Genomic DNA, 21801 nt, shown 5'->3' on the forward strand with positions numbered 1-21801 from the left:
TGAGTATCCACCCATGAATCGCCAATTTTTTCGTCGGCTATGGTTCGCGAGCATGATCCTGAGCCTCTTGGCAGGATGCACGACGATGAAGACGAGTGAAACAACTATTCTACCGTATACGCCCCAACCGTTGCCCGTCCTAGAAGGTACGCCTGGCAAATATAGTGGCTTGGCATGGCTTGATCAAGGCCTAGTTGTTCAGGCTACAATATCAGGTGCACCATCAGGATTTCGGTTCTTTTGGGTTCAACAATCGATTGATCTCAGCAACCTAGTTGCAATTCCTGATGCCACTGATGCAGATCTGACGTTCCACCATCGTCCAGAGCGGTTGCCTGATGGACGCTTAGGGTTGATCTATGAGACGGATATGCGGGTCATTGGCGCACCAACCGATCAACAGGGCTATGTTGCGTTTGATCCAACCACCAATACGTTGACCGAACTTATACCTCGCCCGGCTCCGCGCGAAATTTTGGGCCATGGACGCGTGATCTGGAATCCAAGCTTGGATCGGGCTTTGGTGACCGATGCGCAAGAACTTGGCTCGCGTTTTTATTGGTGGACGGCAACAAGTGGCTTTGAACCACTCGATCTCGATGTAGCTGTCGCCCAGTATTTTGCTTGGTCGCCTGATGGCGCAACCATTGCCTTTTTTGGCAAACCGCAAATTGGCTCGGGCGGCCCAACCAGTGCCTTATCAAGCCCGGCCAATCTCTATCTCATGGATGCCAATGCCGACAATCGGCGAATCATTCTCGAAACGGCCTATAACATTGCGGGCTTGCAATGGTCGCCTGATGGCCGCTGGTTGGCCTTGGTTGCGCGCTTAGATGGGGGCCGCACAGTCGTTTGGTTGCTTAACCCAACCACTGGCGAACGCTTGCCGCTCACCCCACCAGGCCGCTATCAATGGCCCGCATGGTCGCCCGATGGCAGCCAAATTGCCGTTATTGCCTATGATCCCAAGAATACAGGCCGACGGGACAAAGATTATATCATCACCCTTGCTGTGCCGCCCGAAGCCCGCTAACCCTAAAACCAAACAGGCAAGCCAATTGATCCGTGGCTTGCCTGTTTTTGATGAAGCAAATTGCGAGCTTAGGGAATGCGCATGGGCATAACCAAGTGCAGATATTCGTCGCCACCAATGGGCCGAAACACGCCCGGCGAATTGGGGGTTTGGGTTTCCAAGGCCACTTGATCGGTATCAATTGCCCCAAGTGCTTCTTGCAAATAGCGTACATTCAAGGCCAATTTGCCATCGTCACCATTGATTAATGCACTAATCGCCTCAACCGATTCGCCAATTTCGGCAGCATTGGCGTTGAGGAGCAACCGACCTGGCTCGCTGCCATCGCCGCGCTCCATCGTCAAGGTAACGATGTTGCCAGCAGCCTGCGAGAACAGCGCAATCCGCTTGACGGCGCGGCTAAACTCGGCGGTTGAAATCACGCTGCGGGTGGCGTTATTGCTCGCTGGTGGCACAAAACGCTCGTAATCCGGAAACTTGCCATCAATCACCCGTGAAACAAAATCAACAGTATCGCTATGAAAAATAACTTGCCCGCCATTGGGCGTAATACTCATGGCAATCGGGTTTTCGCTATCGCCAAGGGTGCGACCCAATTCGGCCATAGCCTTGGAAGGAATTACCAACTCTGCATCGTGGGCCACAGGTTCGGGCAATTCGATTGTGCGCACCGCCAAGCGATAGCCGTCAATCGCAGCGAAGGTTGCTTGTGTGCCGCTTAAACGAATCAGCACCCCTTGCAAGATTGGGTTCGGATTGGTATTTTCAGCTGCAGCTGCAACCACAACTTGGCCCACAACTTTGCGCAACAGCTCAGCGGGAATATAGGCCAAAACTGGTTCGTCGCCAAGCGCAGGCATTGCTGGAAATTCATCAGCATCAATGCCTTTAATATTGGCTTTGGTACCGCGACAGGTCACCGTTAAGGTCTGCGTGCGCGGATCAACCTCTAATTCAACGGTATCATTGGGCAAGTTGCCCACCAAATCCGATAATAATTTAGCTGGAATCGTAATTGCGCCATCTTCCTCGACTTTTGCGCCGACGAGGGCGGTAATTCCAATTTCAAGATTATTGCCAGCCAATTTGAGCCGACCACTTTCGGTTGCCAACAGAATATTTGCAAGTACAGGCAAGCTTGAGCGGCCTGCAACAGCATGGCCTGCCAAGGCTAAACCACGCTTTAGATTCTCTTGAAGACACGCTAGGCGCATAGAAAACTCGATCTCCTTGCCGCGATGCGGCAACGATAAGATTGCTACATCACTAAATGATCTAGCTCGTTATTATAGCATAATCGTTCTAAGGCGTTACCCATTGGGCAGTATACGAACCATCATCAGCCCAGCTAAATTGAGCACGATAGTTGCCATTAAATTGTAATTGCAGCCAATCTAAACTGCGAATTGTGGTTGCAATTAGGCAGAAATTTGGCCGCCCAGCTTCGCTTTCTGCGAGGGTCGGTTCGCGATCAAGCAGATCTTGATTTAGGCCATTGTTTGGCTGGTTGCTGATTTGGCCTGGTGCTAGGCCACAGTAGCAGCGTCGCCCCAAAACTGCGCTTTTTTGCCACGCCGCCTCAACCAACCCATCGTTGGTATGAATTTCGGCCAACGCGCGAATGCGCAATTGCAAACGCGCAGCAGGATGATACAACAGCCAACTCACCCGTGGATCACGTTCAATCAAGCCAATTTTGGGCGAACGCAGATCGCTGTGAAACCACAAACGCCGCGTTGTTGGATCAAAGCCGCGCAGCACGACCACCCGCTGATCGCTGCCATGCTCGTCACTGGTGCCAAGCACTGGGGTATGCAACGGATCATGGCGATCGTGCACACCATGGTCAATCAAGCTCCAAGCATGCTCCAGCAGCATTTCAAAAGCGACTGGTTGGCTAAAATCCAGCGGTTTTGGCAATTCAAAGCTTCCACTCATAGGCATTCTCCTGATCATTGCAAAGTTTGGGCTAAAAAGCGCATCACATAGGGCTGCACTTGTTGGTTGCTGACTCCATGCAAATTGAAATCAAAGCCATGGTTGGCCAACGGCAACTCAATCATGGTATAGGGCCGATTGGCTTGGGCCAAGGCATCAGCGACCACATCTGCATCAAGCGGACGAATAAATTGATCGCGCCCACCATGCAACAATAAAGTTGCTGGCGTATTTTGATTGACCCATGTGGCTGGACGCGCTTGGCGGTAGGCTTCAGCATGCGCTTCGGGCGGCCCGCCAAGATAATCATCTAACGCTCCCGGCGCAAGCTCAGGCTTGATCACGTTGTAATAATCAAGCCGCGTCGGCGCATAATAGCTGACCACAGCCCGCACGCTGGCATCGGGCGCGTCGCAACTGGGAGCAATCGTGGCATCGGAATAGGCTGCGATCAAGGCTAATTGCGCCCCTGCCGAACGCCCAACCAAGCCCAAACGCTGCGGATCAACCCCAAACCGTTCTGCATTGCGCCGCACATAGCCAATTGCACATTTAACATCGCTTACCGCCGCCGGAAACTGCGCTTGGGGCGCTAAGCGATAGCTAATATCAAACACAACATAGCCTTGGACCGCCGCCCAACGATTCCAAGCTGGAATATCGCCTTTGCCGCCACCGCGCCACGAGCCGCCATGCACCACCACCAATGCCGGAGCATTCACTGGCGCGGTTGGCGGCACATAAATATCAACCAGCAACGACTCGCCTGCCACCTCTGCATAAACTGTATTTTGTTCGCGCAATACACCTTGTGGCGCAGCATCGCCGAGGGCAAATTGGGTTAGGCGAAAGCTGCCAGCCCCAGCATCAACCACTGCTGGCTGATTCGAGCGCACCCGCAAATCGGTCAATAAACCGCGCACCAGCATGCCTGCAATCACAAAAAAGCTGATAATCGCCACCAAACCGGTCAAACGATTGATCAAGCGCCATAAACCATTGGGCGGTGCCAGCCCAAATAACACACCAACCCCAACCAAAAGAACCAGTAAAAACCACGGTGCCCACTCTTGGGCAGCAATGCCAAGCTGAAAAAAGATAAAATTGGGCGCTGGCAAGACCAGCATTGCAGCACTGACCAAGGCCAGCAGCACAATCGGTAGCATAATTGCAGTTAAGGCGATACGCACACAGGCTCCTTTATAGCGGATTCGGCGTTATTGTACCGCCTTTTGAGCCAGAATTATAGCTGGCAGCATGCCCAATTGCTGTCACAATTTTTACTTGTTTTTTTGAAGTTAATACTTGTATTTTTATAGTTAAGCTGCTAGAATCAACGCACAAATGTTTCATTTCAGCACAACATTCGCATTTCATGGCATTGAGCGCTTGTATTTTCGTGATTCAAGGAGCCTAGTATGACGAAGGGGATACCACAGCCAATCGCGTTTGTCAGCAACGAGGCAGCGGCCACACCCACAATTGTTGATCGTCAGCACTTCCAAGCCAACATCGATATGCTACGCCTTCGCGAGAAGGCACTTACCCGCAAAGCTGATGCGATTGCCGCAGCACGTCGCCAGTTGCCGATGGTCGAGGTCGATGGATTAACGCCATTGGTTGGGCCAAACGGAGCGGTTCCGCTGATTGAGGTATTTGAAGGCCGCCAACAGCTGATGGTCGCCTATATGATGTGGCACGAAGGCAAATCCGCAGCCGAACAATGCCAAGGCTGCACGATGGTTATCAACCATATCCCCGAACTCGGCTATTTGCATAGCCGCGATGTGACGCTTGCCGTCTTCTGCCAAGGGCCGTTTGAGCCAAGCAATCGCTATCGCGAATTTATGGGCTGGACAATGCCATGGTATTCGGTTCCGAGTAGCTCGGTTGAACCGCTGATTGCTGGCCGCCATTTTGGCATGTGGGCTTGTTATCTGCGCCAAGGCGAGCGGGTGTTTGAAACCTATTGGACAACCGACCGTGGCTGCGAGCAGATGGGCAGTTCATTTGCCATGCTCGACCTGACGGTCTATGGCCGCCAAGAGGTTTGGCAAAGTGTGCCAACTGGCTGGCCACAGCAGTTTTTCAACACCATGTGCCTGCCAAATGAGCATCCTTTGGCCGAACGCCCAATTGCCCAATGGTCACGTCTCGCCCAAGGGCACGCCGACGATCTCTATCCCAGCACGAACGCAAATCCAACCGGATAACTAAATTAATGTGAGTGAATTATTGAATTGTATGGAGCAACGCAAATGTTGGTAAAAAGTGACTATGCACCGATTAACGATTTACAACTCTACTATGAAATTCATGGCAGCGGCCAGCCGTTGGTTTTAGTGCACGGCGGGCTAGGCGGCATTGGAATGTTTGCCGATTTACTGCCAGCCCTCGCCGAACATGTTCAAGTGATTGCGGTTGAACTCCAAGGCCATGCTCGAACCAATGATATTCCACGCGCATTCAGTTATAGTGCGTTGGCCGATGATGTGGCAGAATTAATCGAATATCTCGGTTTAAGCCAGGTTGCGCTCCAAACCGCAATTCACCATCAGCATGTAGTACGCAAATTGATCATCATCTCCGCGCCATTTCGTGATACTGGTTGGTATCCGGCGGTTCAAGCGGCTATCCGCCAGCTCGATGAGACGGTGGCGGCAGCAATGGTTGAATCAATTCCCTACAAATTCTATCAAGAATATGCCCCAAATCCAGCCAATTGGCCCCAGCTCGTGCGCAAAACAGGGGCAATGGGCAATCAAAGTTATGATTGGAGTAGCGATATTGCCCAGCTCCAAAGCCCATGTTTATTGATCCAAGGCGATGCCGATAGTATTCCACCAAGCCATGCTGTTGAGTTTTTTGCGTTGCTTGGCGGGGCACAGAGTGATGATCCGCAGCAACGCAGCCAATCGCAGTTAGCAATTTTGCCCAATACTAATCACTTTGACATCATTGATCGCGTCGATCTGTTGCTGCCAATCATCAATCCATTTCTGGCTGATTAAACACAATGGGCGTAGCCAAACTACGCCCAGCAACACGTTTATATTAGGCTGGATTACAAGTCTGACAATATTTAATTGCAGCATCTGGTTGATAATAATTGCGCCATGTTTCTAATTGATCAACGGTGAACGCAGCAACTTTATATTGAGTACGCGTGGTAAATGCGCCTGCATCCATGCCCGGGCCACGGCGAATGTGGCCACAATTGGAGCGATGCACAACATGCGGGCCAACAATCGACGATCGAAATACATTCAAAACAAAGCCTTCTGGATGCTGCTCCATCCAATTAAAATAGGCTTCATCATCACCATCAAAAACGATATACGTTGAATGTTGAATCATGAATAATCACTCCTATGCAAAATAATCACTCAATTGCAGCCAGCAACATAGCTATAATAGCATTCCTCGCAGGTTCGAACGATTAATTATCCTAGGCCAGCGAGGGCTTGATTGACCCAAAACGGCAAGGCCCAAGCAAATTCTAAGCGCGCAGTTGGCGCTAACGCATGCAACAATGCTTGGTAGGTTAAGGCTTGATGCAGCGCATACAGCGGCTCAATCTGCTCGAACAGCGCTTCTAAGCGCTCGATTGGCTCGTAATCGAGCCATTGGGCCAAATAGGCAGCTCGCAATTGGCGCTTGATGCTTGGATCTGGCTCGTGAAAAACATCCTGCAAATCAAAAAATGGGTGACTCAACGCGGCTCCAGCCCAATCGAAAAAGCAATAGCCATTGCTCTGTTGGGCGACATTGCGCGGGTGCAAATCGCCATGGGTCAGTGTGGTTGAAATAGTATAGCTCTGGACATGCTCACAGCGTTGCTGAAATCCTGCAATTTGAGCCACAAAGCGTGTATGTAATTCTGGCCCAAGCGCCTCGATTACCAACCGATCAGCAGCAAAAACGTCGATTGCTGCGCTTAGCACAGCGAGATCGCGTTGCACGAAGCCACGCTCCGCCAACCCATCAAGAAAGCCCAACGAGGCTTGTTGAAGCTGAGCAAAGCTGACTAAAACATCAGCACGAGTTGCAACACTCGCATTTGTGCCTAAATCTGGCCCCAAATCGGCGAGCAACAGATATTCTGGTGCCTGCGGCGCTAAAATTGGATTTGGCACATGATTGGGCAAGTAGTTGGCGAGCGCTGCTAATACACGGCTTTCAGCAAGCATTAAGCGGGTTTGCAACGCTGTTTTGCAATAGATCCAGCCTTCATCGCTAGCAATTCGGGCCACAAACGATAAATTTGAGGTTTTAACTTGCTCAATTGGGCCAGTTAAGTGATAGCCTAAATCGGTTAATGTTTGGCCCAGCCATGTTGCCCAAGTTTGATACCAGCCCAAGCGCGTCCAAGCCACATGTTGTAATTCCGGCCCAGCCAACGCACCAAAAAATGCGTGGGCCGCAGCATAATGCTCATCATGAACAAACAAAGTTGCATCCAAATCGGCCAGCGCTAGCCAACGACAATTGCGCGGCAAGGCTGCTCGCGGTTTGTGTACTTCGAGCACGCGCAACGACTTAACCGTTTGGCTGGTTTGATCAATATCTTGGTGCAGCAATTGGAGAATCGTGCTCACTATGCCATAATGTTCGAGCACCAGCTGACTAATCGTCTGGAGCGGAACCAGCCAAAGCTGGGCAATTGGCAAGCGGGGAATTCGCCAAATTTGGTCTGATTGTTCAATCAAGATTCTTTGCGATTGAGCATCAAATATAATTACGTCAACCTGCGATTGCCATTGAGTTGCATCCATTGCTGCTCCACTGCTAGGCCGTTCATCAACGCTAACACTCTGCTGGGTGTGGTTGGATTGACGCGGCAAATCGGCGCACTCTATAATTGAGCTATGCCAATACCCATTTTAGCAACCAAGCTGCATCTTCCGCAACCACGCCCAAATGGGGTGGCCCGTCCGCATTTAATCGCCCGTTTGGAGGCTGCCCAACATTGTGGCTTGCGCTTGATTTCGGCTCCAGCTGGCTTTGGTAAAAGTAGTTTGCTCAGCGAATGGCAGGCTAGCACCCAGCAGCAGGTTGCATGGCTCGCGCTCGACGAAGGCGATAACGATCCCAGTCGATTTTTCAGCTATCTTGTGCATGCCATCCAAACGATTGTGCCAACGGTGGGCGGCGCAGCATTGGCCTTAATTCAAGCGCAGCCACAGGCGATCGAACAAGCGCTGATTAACCTGATTAATGAAATAAGTAGCAGCAGCAAAAGCATCAATTTGGTACTTGATGATTATCATGTGATCGAAAATCATGCGCTTGACCAAGCGCTGAGCTATTTACTTGAGCACCTGCCAACGTCGTTGCGCCTAGTCATCGCCACTCGCGAAGATCCAAATTTGCCATTGGCGCGGCTACGGGCGCGTGGCCAACTGGCCGAATTGCGCAGCGCCGACCTGCGATTTAGCCTTGCTGAAGCTCAAGAATTTCTCAATAATGCTATGCACCTCGAGCTGAGTGAGCCTGAAGTTGCAGCCTTGGAAGCCCGCACCGAAGGCTGGATTGCAGGCTTGCAATTGGCCGGGCTTTCGATGCAGCACCAAACTGATCGCCAAGGATTTATCGCCTCGTTCACGGGCAGCCACCATTTTGTGATGGATTATTTGCTTGAAGAGGTGCTGCAACATCAACCGCCAGCAATTCAGCAATTTTTATTACACAGCTCAATCCTTAATCGTATGTGCGGCTCGTTGTGCGATGCGCTGCTGCCAAACAATGAACAAACCGGCCAAAGCACGCTCGAATATCTCGAACAAGCCAACATGTTTATTGTAGCGCTTGATCATGAGCGGCGTTGGTATCGTTATCATCATTTGTTTGGCGAATTGCTGCGTCAACGCCTGCAACGCAGTTTGGCCCAGCAAGCAACAACCAGCCTCGAAGCGCTGCATATTCGCGCCAGCAGCTGGTTTGAGCAGAATGATTTAGAAATTGAAGCGTTTGAACATGCCGCCGCTGCCAACGCAATCGAACGCGCCGAACGCTTAATCGAAGGCAAACGGGTGCCGCTACAATTTCAAGGCGCATTACTGCCGATTATGCATTGGCTGCAAGGCTTGCCAACCGATGTGCTCAATCAACATCCATCACTTTGGGTTACCGCAGCCTCGGTTTGGCTGGCAACAGGCCAAGTTAATGGCATTGAGCAACGCTTGCAAGCAGCAGAACAGGCCTTGGCGATCCATGAATTAAGCCCAAAATCCCAGGATTTAATCGGGCGAATCGCGGCAATTCGGGGCACGCTGGCGCTCAGTCAAAACGATGCCAACACCATTATCGCCCAATCGGAACACGCTTTGGCCCACCTTGCGCCCGATAATCTTTCGTTTCGAACTTCGACAGTTTGGAAATTGGGCTATGCCTATCAGTTACAAGGCCAACGCGGCGCAGCCAAACATGCCTATGAGCAAGCAATTAGCATCGGCCAGCGTTCAGGTAATTTGGTCACCGTGCTGTTGGCTTCAATCGGCTTGGGCAATCTGCACGAAAGTGATAATCGGCTCATTCTGGCGGCGACGACCTATCAGCAAGTGCTCAATGGGTGCAGCAAGTTGGCCTTGCCTGCGGCCAATTGTGGCGCAGAGCTGGGCCTCGCCCGAATCTATTATCAATCGAATCAGTTTGATCTCGCTGAGCAGCATTATCAACGGGCGTTGCAAGCAGCCCAATTATTGCAGCATACCGATCGCGAGGTCGCCTGCCAGGTGGTCAAAGCCCGCTTGCTCATTGCCCAAGGCCAGCTGGAGCAAGCAAGTTTGCTGTTGGAGCAAGCGCAGATAGCGGCTCAACAGCATCGCCATACGACTCAGCCCGCCAAAATTGCTGCCGAACAGCTGCGGATTCATTTGCTGCGCGGCCAAATTCAAGCAGCCCAACAGCTTGCTCAAAGCCACAGCTTGGTAATTGGCCAGGCCCAAGTGTTTTTGGCTCAACAACAGCCAAGTGCTGCCTTGGCAGTGCTCAAACCAGCGCTCGAACAGGCGCAAGCAAACGATTGGCTCGACCAACAATTGTGGCTTAGCTGTATGCAAAGCTTGGTTTTAACAGCGCTCGGCGAGCACGGCCAAGCCTTGCAAATCCTCACAAAAATGTTGCTTACTGCCGAAGCCGAGGGGTTTGTGCGCATATTTCTTGATCATGGCAGCGCAATGCAAACCCTACTTGCCAGCATCAATCCCCAATCAGCCCAAGCAGCCTACCGCGATTCATTGCTCGCCCAATTTGCGCGCGAGAACCCCAAGCAACTTTATCCGACAACCCTCAGTTTGCTTGATCTGCTGAGCCAGCGCGAGCGTGAAGTGCTGCAACTTATCGCTCAAGGCTATTCAAATCAAGCGATCTGCCAACAACTCCACCTTGCCTTGGATACCGTCAAGGGCCACAATCGGCGCATTTTTGAAAAACTTCAGGTTCAGCGCCGTACTGAGGCGGTCGCACGTGCCCGCGAATTGGGCTTGCTCAGCCAATAATCCCCAACCTGCGCACAACAACACTTTGGTGTCTAACCAACATTAGCGCAATTGCGTATGCTAGTGAGCAGTTGAGCCGTTGGCATTGGGCACGGCGCTTGTTCCAGCAGAGGCAATGATGACCAACCACCAGCAACGAGCACCAGAAGCAATGATCTATCAAATTTGCCTGCGTGGCAAGCTTGATCAGTCGTGGGCCGAATGGTTTGCAGGCTTGGAAATCGTTGCGCTGGCTAATGGCGATACGCTTTTAATTGGCCTAATTCCTGATCAAGCAGCCTTGTATGGCCTGATCAAAAAAATTCGCGATTTGGGTATGCCTTTAATTTCGCTGCTGCCAATCAGCTCAACCAGCAACAAATTTACTTCCCATGAACAAGCATAAACTGGAGTTTTCCGATGCAAGCAATTATCTATCGTGATTATGGCTCGGCTGATGTGTTGCAGCTCAGCGATGTGGCTCGCCCAAGCCCTAGCGATAACCAAGTAATGATTAAAGTCTATGTTACTGCCTTGAATGCTGCCGATTGGCGATTAATGAATGGCAAGCCCTTGCCTTTGCGCTTTGTAACTGGCCTATTTAAGCCCAAACAGAGCATTCTTGGCACCGATATCGCCGGGGTAATCGAGGCAGTTGGGCGCAATGTTCGCCAATTTAAAGTTGGCGATGCAGTGACCGGCAATATTTGGAGCAGCGGCGCGAGCGGTTTAGGTCAATATATCTGTGTCCCAGAACATATGCTGGTGCTCAAGCCAGCGAATGTTAGTTTTGAGCAAGCAGCTGCCACGCCGATGGCAGCAGTTACAGCACTCCAAGGGCTGCGTCAGGGCCAGATTGCTGCTGGCCAACAGGTCTTAATTTATGGTGCTTCCGGTGGAGCTGGGACATTCGCAGTTCAACTTGCGAAACACTTTGGTGCAACGGTTACGGCTGTTGCCAGTGCCGCCAAACACGAGCTGATGCGGTCGTTGGGCGCGGATCAGGTTTTGGATTATGCCAAGGACGATTTTGCCAAAAGCGGGCAGCTCTATGATTTAATTCTGGGGGTCAACGGCTATCGCTCAATCTTTGATTACAAACGCAGTTTAGCGCCCGAAGGCCGTTATGTGATGGTCGGTGGCGACATGGCCCAAATTTTTCAAGCCCTCGCCTTGGGTAAATTGCTGTCAATCGGCAGCACGAAGCACCTCAGTAATGTAACAGCCAAAACCAATCAAGCAGATTTGGCAGAAATTGGCCATTTGCTGGCCACTGGTGCGATTAAAGCCGTGATCGATCGCAGCTATCCGCTCGCCGAAGCGCCTGCTGCCATGCGCTATTTGCAAGCATGCCACGCCAAAGGCAAAATCCTGATTAATCTGCACGCTGAACAAGCCTTGGAGCAACAAGTATGAAAGCAATGCTATGTACTGGCTACGGTTCGCCTGAGGTTTTGCAATTTAGTGAGGCCAGCAAGCCAACGCCCAAGGACAACGAGCTGCTCATCAAGGTTCAAGCAGCCAGCGTCACGCCCTCGGATTGTGCTTTTCGTAAGGGCGATCCCTTCATCATCAAGCTGATGTATGGCCTGCGCAAGCCAAAATTTGCAATTCTTGGGGTTGAATTCGCGGGCACGGTCGAGGCGATTGGCCCAGCAGTCCAGCGCTTCAAGGTCGGCGATCAGGTTTTTGGCATGAGTCCCAACACCTTTGGCAGCTACGGCGAATATTTATGTCTGGCCGAAGATAAACCAATCGCCAAACAACCAAGCAATGTGAGCGCCGCCGAAGCTGTGGCAATTTGCGATGGCGCAACTACTGCCTTGATCTTTTTGCGCGATATTGCCAAGCTCCAAGCTGGCCAACACATCTTGATCAATGGCGCTTCGGGAGCAGTCGGCATCTACGCCGTGCAATTGGCCAAATATTATGGCGCAACGGTTACTGCCGTGTGCAGCACCGCCAATCACGAATTGGTAACCCACTATGGAGCCGACTATGTGATCGATTACACCAGCAGCGATTTTACCCAAAGCCAACAGCGCTATGATGTGGTGTTCGATGCAATTGGCAAAAGCTCATATGGCCGTTGCAAACACTTACTTACAGCCAACGGTAGCTATTTAATGACCGTGCCCAACCTTGGCATTATGCTGAATATGGCGTGGACAAGCTTTGGCAACGGCAAAAAAGCTAAATTCGCGGCCACGGGGCTGAATCAAAACCCAGCCAATCTCAACTTCTTAGCCGAATTAATCGCTGCTGGCAAGCTCAAAGCGGTGATCGATCGCCGCTATCGCTTGGCCGATTTGGCCGAAGCTCATCGTTATGTCGAGACAGGCCGCAAAAAAGGCAATGTGGTGATCGAGATTTAGCTATTCAAGGTCAATGGCACCAACACAAGGCTTTTGGCGCTCTCAAATGAATAGATCTCCAAGGGCTGGATGCGACCACGAATCGGAATCTCGCTCAACGGCAAATCGTGCAAATCTAAGCTGCTATGTTGCATCACGGCGCGCGAAACGACGAGTTGGGTTTGCAAAGTTTTGGTAGCTTCTTCCAAACGGGCGGCAATATTTACCGCATCGCCAATTGCGGTCAGATGTTTCGCCCGTTTATAGCCCAAATCGCCAACAATCACATGGCCGCAATGAATCCCAATGCCCATGCGCAACGGTTCGCTCACATCATCTTGCAAGCGCTGATTGAGCACATCGAGTTGATGGGCCATGGCTTGGGCCGCTGCCAGTGCATTATGACAAGCTTGTTCGAGAGTACCTTCCAAGCCAAATAAGGCCATAATCCCATCGCCAATAAATTTATCGAGATAACCGCCGTTGGATTCGATCACTTGGCCCATCGATTGAAAATATTGGTTCAGGATAAAGACCGTATCATAGGGCAATTTGCCCTCGGAGAGCGTGGTAAAACCGCGCAAATCGGCAAACATAATTACAATTTGCTTATCAGCACCATGGCTAATCATGGTTGGCGTGCCTGGTTGGGCGCGATCGTGGTGGTGCAACAATGGCCGCACAACACACGCGCCAGTCGGAATCGTTTGACATGCCAAGCGAATATCGCTGCCAGCTCCAAAGCGCTTGAGCAAGCGTTGCTCGGTTTCATTCGGCGGATTTAACGTCTTAGCGCCTTCGATAATTTCGATTCTGCAAGTCGAGCAGCGCCCGCGCCCGCCACAACTATGGGCATGGGGAATGCCATTGGCAAGGCTGGCTTCAAGCAAGCTCGTGCCAGGCGCAATCGTCACCGTTGCAATGCCCTTATATTCAACCGTAATTAGATAATGCTTGCGCCGCAAACGCAATACCAAAGCCCGACCACCACCCAAACCCAGCAAGATGACTGCATAGCCGGCACCGAATCGCGCCATAAAATTGCTTGAAGCAGCCAGCAAATCTACATTGTTTGGATTGGTAAATTGCATAACGCTGGCGATCCATGCGGGGTCTTGTTTAAGCTGGTTTACCTCGCGATGGGCGACGATGATGCCAACCATGGCCAGCAAGGGAATCACAATTTGGACAATCAGCAAGGGCTGTTTGATCCGCCGGAACCATGGTTTATGCCATAAATAGCTCAGCAAACCAAGATTGCCATGCACCCAAACCACCACCAGCAGCAAATACAAATCGATCGCGATCGTCATTTGGCCAAGCAGCACATAGCTATAGGTATCGCGCACGCCATACAATATGGTGGCAAAACGAGTCGCATAGACATGCGAGCTAATGAGCAAAGGCATAATTAGGCTTAAGCTCAGTTGCAGCCATTCGTTCCAATGCAAGCGCCGCCAATTGGTGATCGTTAGTAATTTATAGCCCGATAAGACGATATGCACCAGCAAACTTGCAGGTACAACCCAAAAAATCGCTGGATGCCGCCAAAACCCCAGAAAAAAGCGGCGTGCCGATTCCAAGGCTTCGAGGCCAAAGATTCCCCAAACATGGTTCAGCAGGTGGGTGGTAACGTAGAGCAAGAGCGCCAAACCAGCATGCAGCCGCAGGCGCGGAATCAGAGCTTGAAACGTGCGAGCCATGCAGCGAATCTCCGTAAAGCCACGAGTAGCCTGAGTATACCATCTATCTCGGTCACTAGCTTAGTTCACCCAAGCCCCATTTGTCCTATCCAAATGCTTAACTTATGGGTTGTTAGCGCTCACCCATAGGCTAAAATAGCTAAAAGCCAGCAGTAAGCCAACTATCAGCTACGCACCATTGTCGTATGGATGCGTAATTGGCTATTGTTGCAGCAGAATATTTGGGTAAGGAGCTTGGATGCAGCAGATTCCACGCCATATTGTGACGGTTGCAGGCTGTGTGTTTAATCATGCTGGCGAGATTTTACTCTTGCAAAGCCCACGCGGCGGGTGGGAATTTCCTGGCGGCCAAGTTGAGGTTGGTGAGAGCTTGCCCGCAGCACTCGCACGTGAGATTTTTGAAGAAACAGGAGTTCATGCCACAATTGAACGCTTGGTTGGCGTATCATCAAATCTAGCCTTGGGTAGCGTTAATCTTGATTTTCGCTGTTTGTACCAAGCTGGTCAATTAACCACCAGCGCTGAGAGTTTAGCAGTGGAATGGATTGCACCAAGCCAAGCGCTTAACTTGGTGCAACGGCCAGCAATTCGTGCTCGTTTGCAAACTATGCTCAATCCAAGCCCATCAGTCAGCTATCGCGTTTACAGCGTAGCTTCGCGCGATCTTGGGGCGGTATACGAGCTGCACACAGAGCACAATTTTTAGTTTTGGCCAATCTCTTTTTCGAGAATTGTATAGAATGCAGGGTCCAAGGTTGGCTGACCGCTTAGGAGCAAAAAACGTTCTAGATCATTATTAGTATCGCTAAACACCCGTTCGTAGTTATCACCTATGATCCAAACAAATCCTTGTTGCACCCGAATTGTACGGGCTGGATTAATCGTGGTAACAATAAAGCCGCGATTGCCTAAATTATCGAAGGCTTTTTTAGCCTCTACCGGGGTAAGTTGCTGAAGGAACGTAAAAAATTCGCTGCGTTGTGCCGTTGAGAGCTGCCACGTTGGTGGGGGCACGCCCGCAGTAATATCAAGTTGCACGGTTACTGGACCATTCGTTGCCATTGATAAGCCACTTTCGGATTGTTGCGAACAGCCAATCCAAAAACTACTAAGACTGATGAGCAGGAACAATTTAGTTAACCAACGCATAAGTGTTATCCTGCTAGAAATTAACTATGGAATAACGAAGCGTTCTAGCCGCTCGTATCCTATCAATACATTACATTGTATAGCAATTTGAGCATAAATACGTGTCAACCTAGATCAATACAGCTTTATGGAGCCAACTGAGGTGCGTTATTGCTTCGTCTCAGCCGAGTGCTTACATCAGCATCTAGCCCTCGCCTATTCCAGCAGGTTATATCACTGAAGAAAGAAACTGTTAGTTTTTGCGTCTTTCAGCAGCATTAGCAAGTATCAAACGCTTTCAGGAGAATGTTATGCAACGACAACAGGCGGTCGTGATCGGGGCCAGTATCGCGGGCTTAGTCGCAGCGCGTGCCTTAGCCAACCATTTTCAAAACGTGATTATCGTTGAGCGCGATGGTTTGGATACAGCAACCCAGCCACGCAAGGGTGTACCCCAAGCCAACCATGTGCATATTTTATTAACTGGTGGCTTTAATGTGCTTCAGCATTATTTTCCAAGTTTCACCAGCGATTTACATGCTGCTGGCGTGCCAGAGCTCAATTGGTCGCGCGATGTGCAATGGTTTCAAGCTGGCTCGTGGAAAACCCGCCAACCATGCAGCATTAGCTTCTATCCTCAAGCGCGGGCAACCCTCGAAAGCCGCATTCGCGAGTATGTGCGCCAACATCCTAAAATTGAATTTCGCGGCCAAACCAAGGTCGAGCAATTGCTGTTCGATGCCAGCAAAACCACAGTAACTGGCGTGTTGGTCAATCAAGCCGACCAAAGCAGCGAGATTGCTGCCGACTTGGTGGTTGATACAACTGGCCGTGGCTCGCGCACTGGCCAATGGCTCGAAGCTGCTGGCTACCAAACGCCCGTCAAAGAAGTGATGCCGATTGATTTGGTCTATGTGAGCCAAGTTTTCAAAAAAACTGCGACACCACGCAATTGGCAATGTTTGGCCTGCCACCCTTCGAAAAATTCGCCGCGCGGCGCGATTATTGCGCCAATCGACGACGAACATTGGATTGTGACGCTGTTTGGCTATCTCGGCCAGCACCCAACCCCAACCAATGCCGATGTGTTGGAGTTTGTCAGAAATCTGCCAGTGCCCGATATTTATACCACCTTGGCCGAAGCTACAGCGGTCAGCGAGCCGGTGCGCTTTGGCTATCCACAACAAGTTTTTCAGCGTTATGACAAACTAAAGCGCTTTCCACAAGGATTTTTGGTGCTTGGTGATGCCTTATGTAGCGTTGATCCAGTGTTTGGTCAAGGCATGACCTTAGCTTGCAAAGAGGCCAATGCTTTAGATCAAGTGCTGGCTTCGACCCAAGGCCAACACGCTGCAACCCTGGCCCAAGCCTTTTTCAAACAGGCTCAAAAAATCATTGAAGTTCCATGGCTCATTACCCAAGCTGAGGCCTTGCGCTTCAAAGGAATGCCAGGATCGCGCAGCCCAAAAATTCGCTTTTTACAATGGTATACCGAGCATGTGTTTTGGCTCAGCGCGCAATCGACCGAAATTTACCAAGCCTTTTTGGATGTAATGCATCTGTTGGCAGGCCCAGAAGCCTTGCTTCGACCCAAAGTGGTGCGCGGTGTACTTGGGCGTATGTTCGGGCGCGCCTAAGTTGGGTTGCGATTTGTAAACCTCGCTCCATAAAATAACTATAATTTAGCCAGCAAAACACCGCTACAATAGCCATGATGAGGGCAAAACAACCAATCATGGGAGCGGTGGCTTTGCGTTAATCGCCAGCTGTTGCATGCAATGGCAACCGCACCAACGGCGGTGCGGATCATTAATAAAGGACAGAGCGTTCATGAAAAGTAGTTTACAAATCGCTGCCGAGGCTTCACCCCGCCCGATCGCCCAAATTGCCGAAGCACTTGCGATTGCTGAGCAATTTGTCGAACCCTATGGGCGCTATCGCGCCAAAATCAACCTTGATCTGCTTGATGCCAGCCATGATCGGCCTCGTGGCAAGCAGATTTTAGTAACCGCCATGACTCCAACGCCGCTTGGCGAGGGCAAAACTGCCACCACCATTGGCCTGAGCATGGCGCTCAATCGCTTAGGCAAACGCGCTATCTGCACCCTGCGCCAAAGCTCGCTCGGCCCAGTTTTTGGCATCAAGGGTGGTGGCTCTGGTGGCGGCTATTCGCAAGTTATTCCCTTAGAAGATAGCTTGATGCACTTGACTGGCGATATTCACGCCGTCACCCAAGCCCACAACCAAATTGCCGCCATGACCGACAATAGTTGGTATCAGAAAAATCCACTTGGCATCGACCCAGAGCAGATTCAGATTCGACGCGTGCTTGATGTTAACGATCGCTTTTTACGCTCAATCACGATTGGCCAAGGCGGAGCACAGCATGGCATTCCGCGCCAAACTGGGTTTGATATTACCGCCGCCAGCGAATTAATGGCAATTTTGGCCTTGGTGAGCGGCGAAACCCACGCCGCTGTGATGCGCGATTTACGCCAGCGCATCGGACGCATGGTCGTGGGATTCGATCGTCAAGGCCAACCAATCACTGCCGATGACATTCGGGCAGCAGGTGCAGCGACGGTTATTCTACGCAACGCAATTCACCCAACCCTGATGCAGACGATCGAAAACACGCCAGTGCTGATGCATGGCGGGCCATTTGCCAACATCGCCCATGGTAACGCCAGCGTGGTTGCCGACCAAGTTGGGCTGCGAATCGCTGATTATGTGGTGACTGAAGCAGGTTTTGCGATGGATATGGGCGGCGAAAAATTCTTTGATATTAAGTGCCGCGCCTTTGATGCCAAGCCCGCTGTGGTGGTGCTGGTGGCCACAATTCGCGCGCTCAAAGCCCACAGCGGGCGCTGGAACATCAAGCCAGGTCGGCCATTACCAGCCGATCTACTGCAAGAAAACCCCGATGCGGTGTATGCTGGCGGGGCAAATCTCCAAAAACACATTCGCAACGCCCAATTATTCGGCTTGCCAGTTGTGGTTGCGCTCAATGCCTTCCCCGATGATCATCCCTCGGAAATCGAGGCCGTGCAGGAAATTGCCATGAGTGCAGGCGCGTTCGATGTGGCGGTGAGCACGGTATTTAGCCAAGGCGGTGCTGGCGGCGAAGCATTGGCTGAAAAAGTGCTGGCAGCAATTGAGCAAGCAGGCCAAGCTAAGTTTTTGTATGAACTGGAGCAACCATTAACCGCCAAAATTGCCAGCATCGCCACCAAAATCTATGGAGCTGCTGAGGTCAGTTATAGCCCTGAGGCCAGCGAACAATTGGCCAAACTCGAAGCCAATGGCTTTGGCAATTTGCCAATTTGTATGGCCAAAACCCATCTGAGCATCAGCCATGATCCGGCGCTCAAAGGTGCACCAAGCGATTATACCTTCCCAATTCGCGAGGTGCGCGCAAGCATTGGCGCTGGCTTTATCTACCCCATTGCTGGCGATATGATGACCATGCCCGGCCTCAGCGCCCATCCAGCCGCCGAAAATATTGATATTGATGAGCACGGCCAGACGATTGGTTTATTCTAAGTATATGTCAATGGTCGATGTCTTTTTGTAAAGCAGACATTTCTTTTTGTAAAGCATCCTTGACTTAATCAAAAAACTGGTGTATACTCCCGCCAGTTCAATGATTAAGTCAAGGATGCTTTACAATGAAAGCTCAATCAACAGCAATTCGCCAATTGATTATCGCGTTCGTGTTGTTCCCAATCTTGCTTATGGCCGTGATTTTGGTGCTGCCCAAACTGCCAGAATCGCCATGGCGCGCGGCGCTGGCAATCGTGCCGTTGGTTCCGGTGGGGCTTGGCATTCAAGCAATGTATCGGGCAGTTAGCAGCATGGATGAATTTCAGCGCCATGTTCAACTGCTGGCTTTTACGTTTGCGGTGGGAGCTACCAGCTTTATTAGCTGTGCTTATGGCTTGCTGCAAGTGTTAGTCAATGTACCGCAATTGTCGTGGCTGTGGATCTTGCCACTCTTGAGCACCTGTTGGAGTTTTGGTTTAGCCTTCGCTCATCGGAGCTACCAATGAAAAATCGCTTACGTGTCTTGCGCGCCGAACGCGATTGGTCACAAGCCGATTTGGCCCAAGCCTTGGGGGTATCGCGGCAAACCATCAATGCGCTTGAAACCGGCAAATACGACCCGAGCTTACCGCTGGCCTTCAAAATAGCCGATCTGTTTGAGCTGGCGATTGAGCAAATTTTCGAGCGCCCAAGCGCCGATAATCAATCAGCAAGCAATGATTAAACCTGCTACGGCATGCTTATTTTGCAGCATGCCGTAAACGGGTTTTAGGCTACCAATAATACTTTCAAGCCGCGTAAAAATAGCTCAACCGAGCGTTCTAGCTCCGCATGCGTTGCCCCATTGACACTTTGAATCGATAAGCCATTAGAAAAAGCCATAATCGTGCGCGCCAGATCAGCTGAATCAACACCCTCAGCCAGTTGTCCTGTCCGATCTGCTTGCACCAAACGCTCGCGAATTAAGATTTCTTGGCCGAGGCGTTGCTCAACCACAGCCTGATAAATTGGCGCAGTTGTATCATTGCAGACTGGCACACCGCGAATCAATAAGCAGCCAGCAGGCACGCTAGGGTTGGTAATTTGGCGAATGTTGATCCGCAGCAATTGCTCAAGCGCCATATAAATTTCAGCATGCTCTAATGCTGTCGTAATCGAAGGCACACTCAGCTCGTGATAGCGCGCCAAAACTTCGCGAAAAAGTTGCTCTTTATTGCCAAATGCTGCATACAAGCTGGGCCGATTAATCCCCATCGCTTCAGTTAAATCGCTGAGCGACGCACCTTCGTAGCCCAAACGCCAAAAGACATTTAAGGCTTGAAATAAGGCCTGATCGCGATCAAAGGCGCGTGGTCGGCCAACTTTTTGTTCTGTGATTGCTTTCATCGTTGCTAACCAATCTAGTCTGGATTGACCATAATGATCATACGCCAAACAGCTCGATAACACAAGCTAGATGAAAGGATGAAGGCAAAAGTCAGAAGTCAGAAATCAAAAGTCAGAAGGCAAAAGTCAGAAATCAGAAATCAATAGCCAATAGCCCAAAGCCTATAGACCTTCGTGTAATTCGTGCAATTCGTGGCTAAAATAAAGCTTCGGCCCCTTCGTGGAGAAAAATCAAATCTAAATAATCTGTGTGAATCTGTGGCTAAAAAACTACGTTTCGCGTGCTTCGTGCCCTTCGCAGTTTCTAAACCTTCGCGCTCTTCGTGCCCTTCGTGGATCACATTCGGGCTTGACAAATTACGCCACTTTCTATATAGTACCGATCAGTACAAAATATATGTACTCATCGGTACTATATTATTTTTATTGAATCTTGGAAGGAAGCCCATGAGCAAGCCATTAGCCGGAAAAGTTGCCTTGGTCACTGGTGGTTCACGTGGAATTGGCGCAGCCAGCGCGCTGGCGTTGGCCGAACAAGGCGCAGACGTTGCGATTAGTTATGTCGCCTCGGCTAGCAAAGCAGAAGCGGTGGTCGAACAATTACAAGCGCTTGGCGTTAAAGCCGCAGCCTTCCACGCCGACCAAGCAGATAGCGACCAAGTGGCCAGTTTGGTCAATACTGTCGTGGCACATTTTGGCAAGCTCGATATTTTGGTCAATAATGCTGGCGTATTTCAGGGCGCAGTCTTAAGCGATCCCAACACCGATGTTGAAGCGATCGAGCATATGTTTGCGGTCAATGTTAAAGGTGTTGCGACTGCCGTGCGTACTGCAACGCCGTTGTTGCAAGATGGCGGGCGGATTATTTCGATTGGCTCGGTAGCCGCTGATGGCTCGCCCTATGTTGGGCTAGCCGATTATTCAGCCTCGAAGGCGGCGGTTGCTAGCTACACCCGCGCATGGGCACGCGAGCTAGGCCAACGCGGCATCACAGTTAATAATGTGCAACCAGGCCCAATCGACACCGATATGGGACCAGGCGATAGCCCAATGCTGGAAGTATTTACCCAAGCAATTGCGCTCAAACGCTTGGGCAAGGCTGAAGAAGTTGGCGCAACTGTAGCCTTCTTGGCCAGCCCAGCCGCCGCCTTTATCACTGGCGCGACCATCAACGTCGACGGCGGATTAAGCGCCTAAACAACCAAGGCCTGTGAGTTTGCAATGAACTCACAGGCCTT

The 21801-nt window shown here is 50.9% G+C and carries 21 protein-coding genes; 13 read left to right on the top strand and 8 right to left on the bottom strand.

The window, feature by feature from the left end; translation table 11 throughout:
* The first annotated feature begins 85 nt into the window (after positions 1–85).
* Positions 86–1033, top strand: coding sequence for a TolB family protein (locus ACFMKP_RS14725; protein WP_382292710.1), 948 nt, complete (start codon positions 86–88; stop codon positions 1031–1033).
* 68 nt (positions 1034–1101) lie between these two features.
* Here ACFMKP_RS14725 and dnaN read toward each other — a convergent pair whose 3' ends face one another.
* The 3 genes from dnaN to ACFMKP_RS14740 all read right to left on the bottom strand — a co-directional run bounded on the left by dnaN (position 1102) and on the right by ACFMKP_RS14740 (position 4161).
* Positions 1102–2247, bottom strand: coding sequence for a DNA polymerase III subunit beta (gene dnaN, locus ACFMKP_RS14730; protein WP_054533208.1), 1146 nt, complete (start codon positions 2245–2247; stop codon positions 1102–1104).
* 88 nt (positions 2248–2335) lie between these two features.
* Positions 2336–2971: a pyridoxamine 5'-phosphate oxidase family protein gene (locus ACFMKP_RS14735; protein WP_382292711.1), complete on the bottom strand. Its 636-nt coding sequence runs from the start codon at positions 2969–2971 to the stop codon at positions 2336–2338.
* A 14-nt stretch (positions 2972–2985) separates the two neighbouring features.
* A complete protein-coding gene (locus ACFMKP_RS14740) occupies positions 2986–4161 on the bottom strand; it encodes an alpha/beta hydrolase fold domain-containing protein (RefSeq protein WP_382292712.1) in 1176 nt (391 codons plus the stop codon).
* A 228-nt stretch (positions 4162–4389) separates the two neighbouring features.
* Between ACFMKP_RS14740 and ACFMKP_RS14745 the strand changes: the two genes are divergently transcribed.
* Together ACFMKP_RS14745 and ACFMKP_RS14750 are read left to right on the top strand one after the other, a co-directional pair.
* Positions 4390–5184 carry a DUF899 domain-containing protein gene (locus ACFMKP_RS14745; RefSeq protein WP_382292713.1) on the top strand — a complete coding sequence of 265 codons (795 nt, stop codon included), beginning with the start codon at positions 4390–4392 and terminating at the stop codon, positions 5182–5184.
* A 45-nt stretch (positions 5185–5229) separates the two neighbouring features.
* Positions 5230–5982, top strand: a complete 753-nt coding sequence (locus ACFMKP_RS14750) for an alpha/beta fold hydrolase (protein WP_382292714.1) — start codon at positions 5230–5232, stop codon at positions 5980–5982.
* A gap of 43 nt (positions 5983–6025) precedes the next feature.
* Here the strand turns inward: ACFMKP_RS14750 and ACFMKP_RS14755 are convergent, their stop codons facing one another.
* Entirely contained in the window at positions 6026–6328 is a 303-nt protein-coding gene (locus tag ACFMKP_RS14755; protein ID WP_382292715.1) for a hypothetical protein, read from the bottom strand.
* Positions 6329–6414: 86 nt separating this feature from the next.
* Complete coding sequence (locus ACFMKP_RS14760) at positions 6415–7746, bottom strand: aminoglycoside phosphotransferase family protein (RefSeq protein WP_382292716.1); 1332 nt, start codon at positions 7744–7746, stop codon at positions 6415–6417.
* Positions 7747–7839: 93 nt separating this feature from the next.
* Here ACFMKP_RS14760 and ACFMKP_RS14765 point away from each other — a divergent pair, with 93 nt between their 5' ends.
* The 4 genes from ACFMKP_RS14765 (at position 7840) to ACFMKP_RS14780 (ending at position 12824) form a co-directional block, all read left to right on the top strand.
* Positions 7840–10470, top strand: a complete 2631-nt coding sequence (locus ACFMKP_RS14765; RefSeq protein WP_382292717.1) for a LuxR C-terminal-related transcriptional regulator — start codon at positions 7840–7842, stop codon at positions 10468–10470.
* Between the two features lie 115 nt (positions 10471–10585).
* Positions 10586–10855: a hypothetical protein gene (locus ACFMKP_RS14770; protein ID WP_382292718.1), complete on the top strand. Its 270-nt coding sequence runs from the start codon at positions 10586–10588 to the stop codon at positions 10853–10855.
* A gap of 14 nt (positions 10856–10869) precedes the next feature.
* The gene (locus ACFMKP_RS14775; RefSeq protein ID WP_382292719.1) at positions 10870–11865 is read left to right on the top strand and encodes an NAD(P)-dependent alcohol dehydrogenase; all 996 of its coding nucleotides are present in this window, start codon (positions 10870–10872) and stop codon (positions 11863–11865) included.
* On the top strand, positions 11862–12824 hold the full coding sequence (locus ACFMKP_RS14780; protein WP_382292720.1) for an NAD(P)-dependent alcohol dehydrogenase: 963 nt from the start codon (positions 11862–11864) through the stop codon (positions 12822–12824). Before ACFMKP_RS14775 ends, ACFMKP_RS14780 begins: the two co-directional genes overlap by 4 nt.
* Here ACFMKP_RS14780 and ACFMKP_RS14785 read toward each other — a convergent pair.
* Positions 12821–14506 (bottom strand): adenylate/guanylate cyclase domain-containing protein, encoded by a 1686-nt coding sequence (locus ACFMKP_RS14785; RefSeq protein WP_382292721.1) that lies wholly within the window; start codon positions 14504–14506, stop codon positions 12821–12823. The genes ACFMKP_RS14780 and ACFMKP_RS14785 overlap by 4 nt on opposite strands.
* Before the next feature lie 238 nt (positions 14507–14744).
* Here ACFMKP_RS14785 and ACFMKP_RS14790 point away from each other — a divergent pair, with 238 nt between their 5' ends.
* Positions 14745–15212: an NUDIX hydrolase gene (locus ACFMKP_RS14790; protein WP_382292722.1), complete on the top strand. Its 468-nt coding sequence runs from the start codon at positions 14745–14747 to the stop codon at positions 15210–15212.
* On the opposite strand, the gene ACFMKP_RS14795 is transcribed toward ACFMKP_RS14790, so the two are convergent.
* Positions 15209–15655, bottom strand: a complete 447-nt coding sequence (locus tag ACFMKP_RS14795) for a hypothetical protein (protein ID WP_382292723.1) — start codon at positions 15653–15655, stop codon at positions 15209–15211. The genes ACFMKP_RS14790 and ACFMKP_RS14795 overlap by 4 nt on opposite strands.
* Before the next feature lie 290 nt (positions 15656–15945).
* On the opposite strand from ACFMKP_RS14795, the gene ACFMKP_RS14800 reads away from it, so the two are divergent.
* From ACFMKP_RS14800 to ACFMKP_RS14815, 4 genes are all read left to right on the top strand, one after another.
* Entirely contained in the window at positions 15946–17271 is a 1326-nt protein-coding gene (locus tag ACFMKP_RS14800) for an FAD-dependent oxidoreductase (protein ID WP_382292724.1), read from the top strand.
* Between the two features lie 193 nt (positions 17272–17464).
* Positions 17465–19177, top strand: coding sequence for a formate--tetrahydrofolate ligase (locus ACFMKP_RS14805; RefSeq protein WP_382292725.1), 1713 nt, complete (start codon positions 17465–17467; stop codon positions 19175–19177).
* A 125-nt stretch (positions 19178–19302) separates the two neighbouring features.
* Complete coding sequence (locus ACFMKP_RS14810) at positions 19303–19683, top strand: hypothetical protein (RefSeq protein ID WP_382292726.1); 381 nt, start codon at positions 19303–19305, stop codon at positions 19681–19683.
* Positions 19680–19901 (top strand): helix-turn-helix transcriptional regulator, encoded by a 222-nt coding sequence (locus tag ACFMKP_RS14815; protein ID WP_382292727.1) that lies wholly within the window; start codon positions 19680–19682, stop codon positions 19899–19901. Before ACFMKP_RS14810 ends, ACFMKP_RS14815 begins: the two co-directional genes overlap by 4 nt.
* A 44-nt stretch (positions 19902–19945) precedes the next feature.
* Here ACFMKP_RS14815 and ACFMKP_RS14820 read toward each other — a convergent pair whose 3' ends face one another.
* A complete protein-coding gene (locus tag ACFMKP_RS14820) occupies positions 19946–20563 on the bottom strand; it encodes a TetR/AcrR family transcriptional regulator (RefSeq protein WP_382292728.1) in 618 nt (205 codons plus the stop codon).
* A 447-nt stretch (positions 20564–21010) separates the two neighbouring features.
* On the opposite strand from ACFMKP_RS14820, the gene ACFMKP_RS14825 reads away from it, so the two are divergent.
* Positions 21011–21760 carry an SDR family NAD(P)-dependent oxidoreductase gene (locus tag ACFMKP_RS14825; protein WP_382292729.1) on the top strand — a complete coding sequence of 250 codons (750 nt, stop codon included), beginning with the start codon at positions 21011–21013 and terminating at the stop codon, positions 21758–21760.
* Positions 21761–21801 lie beyond the last annotated feature (41 nt).

This window comes from Herpetosiphon sp. NSE202 (genome assembly GCF_042688385.1).
GTDB lineage: Bacteria > Chloroflexota > Chloroflexia > Chloroflexales > Herpetosiphonaceae > Herpetosiphon.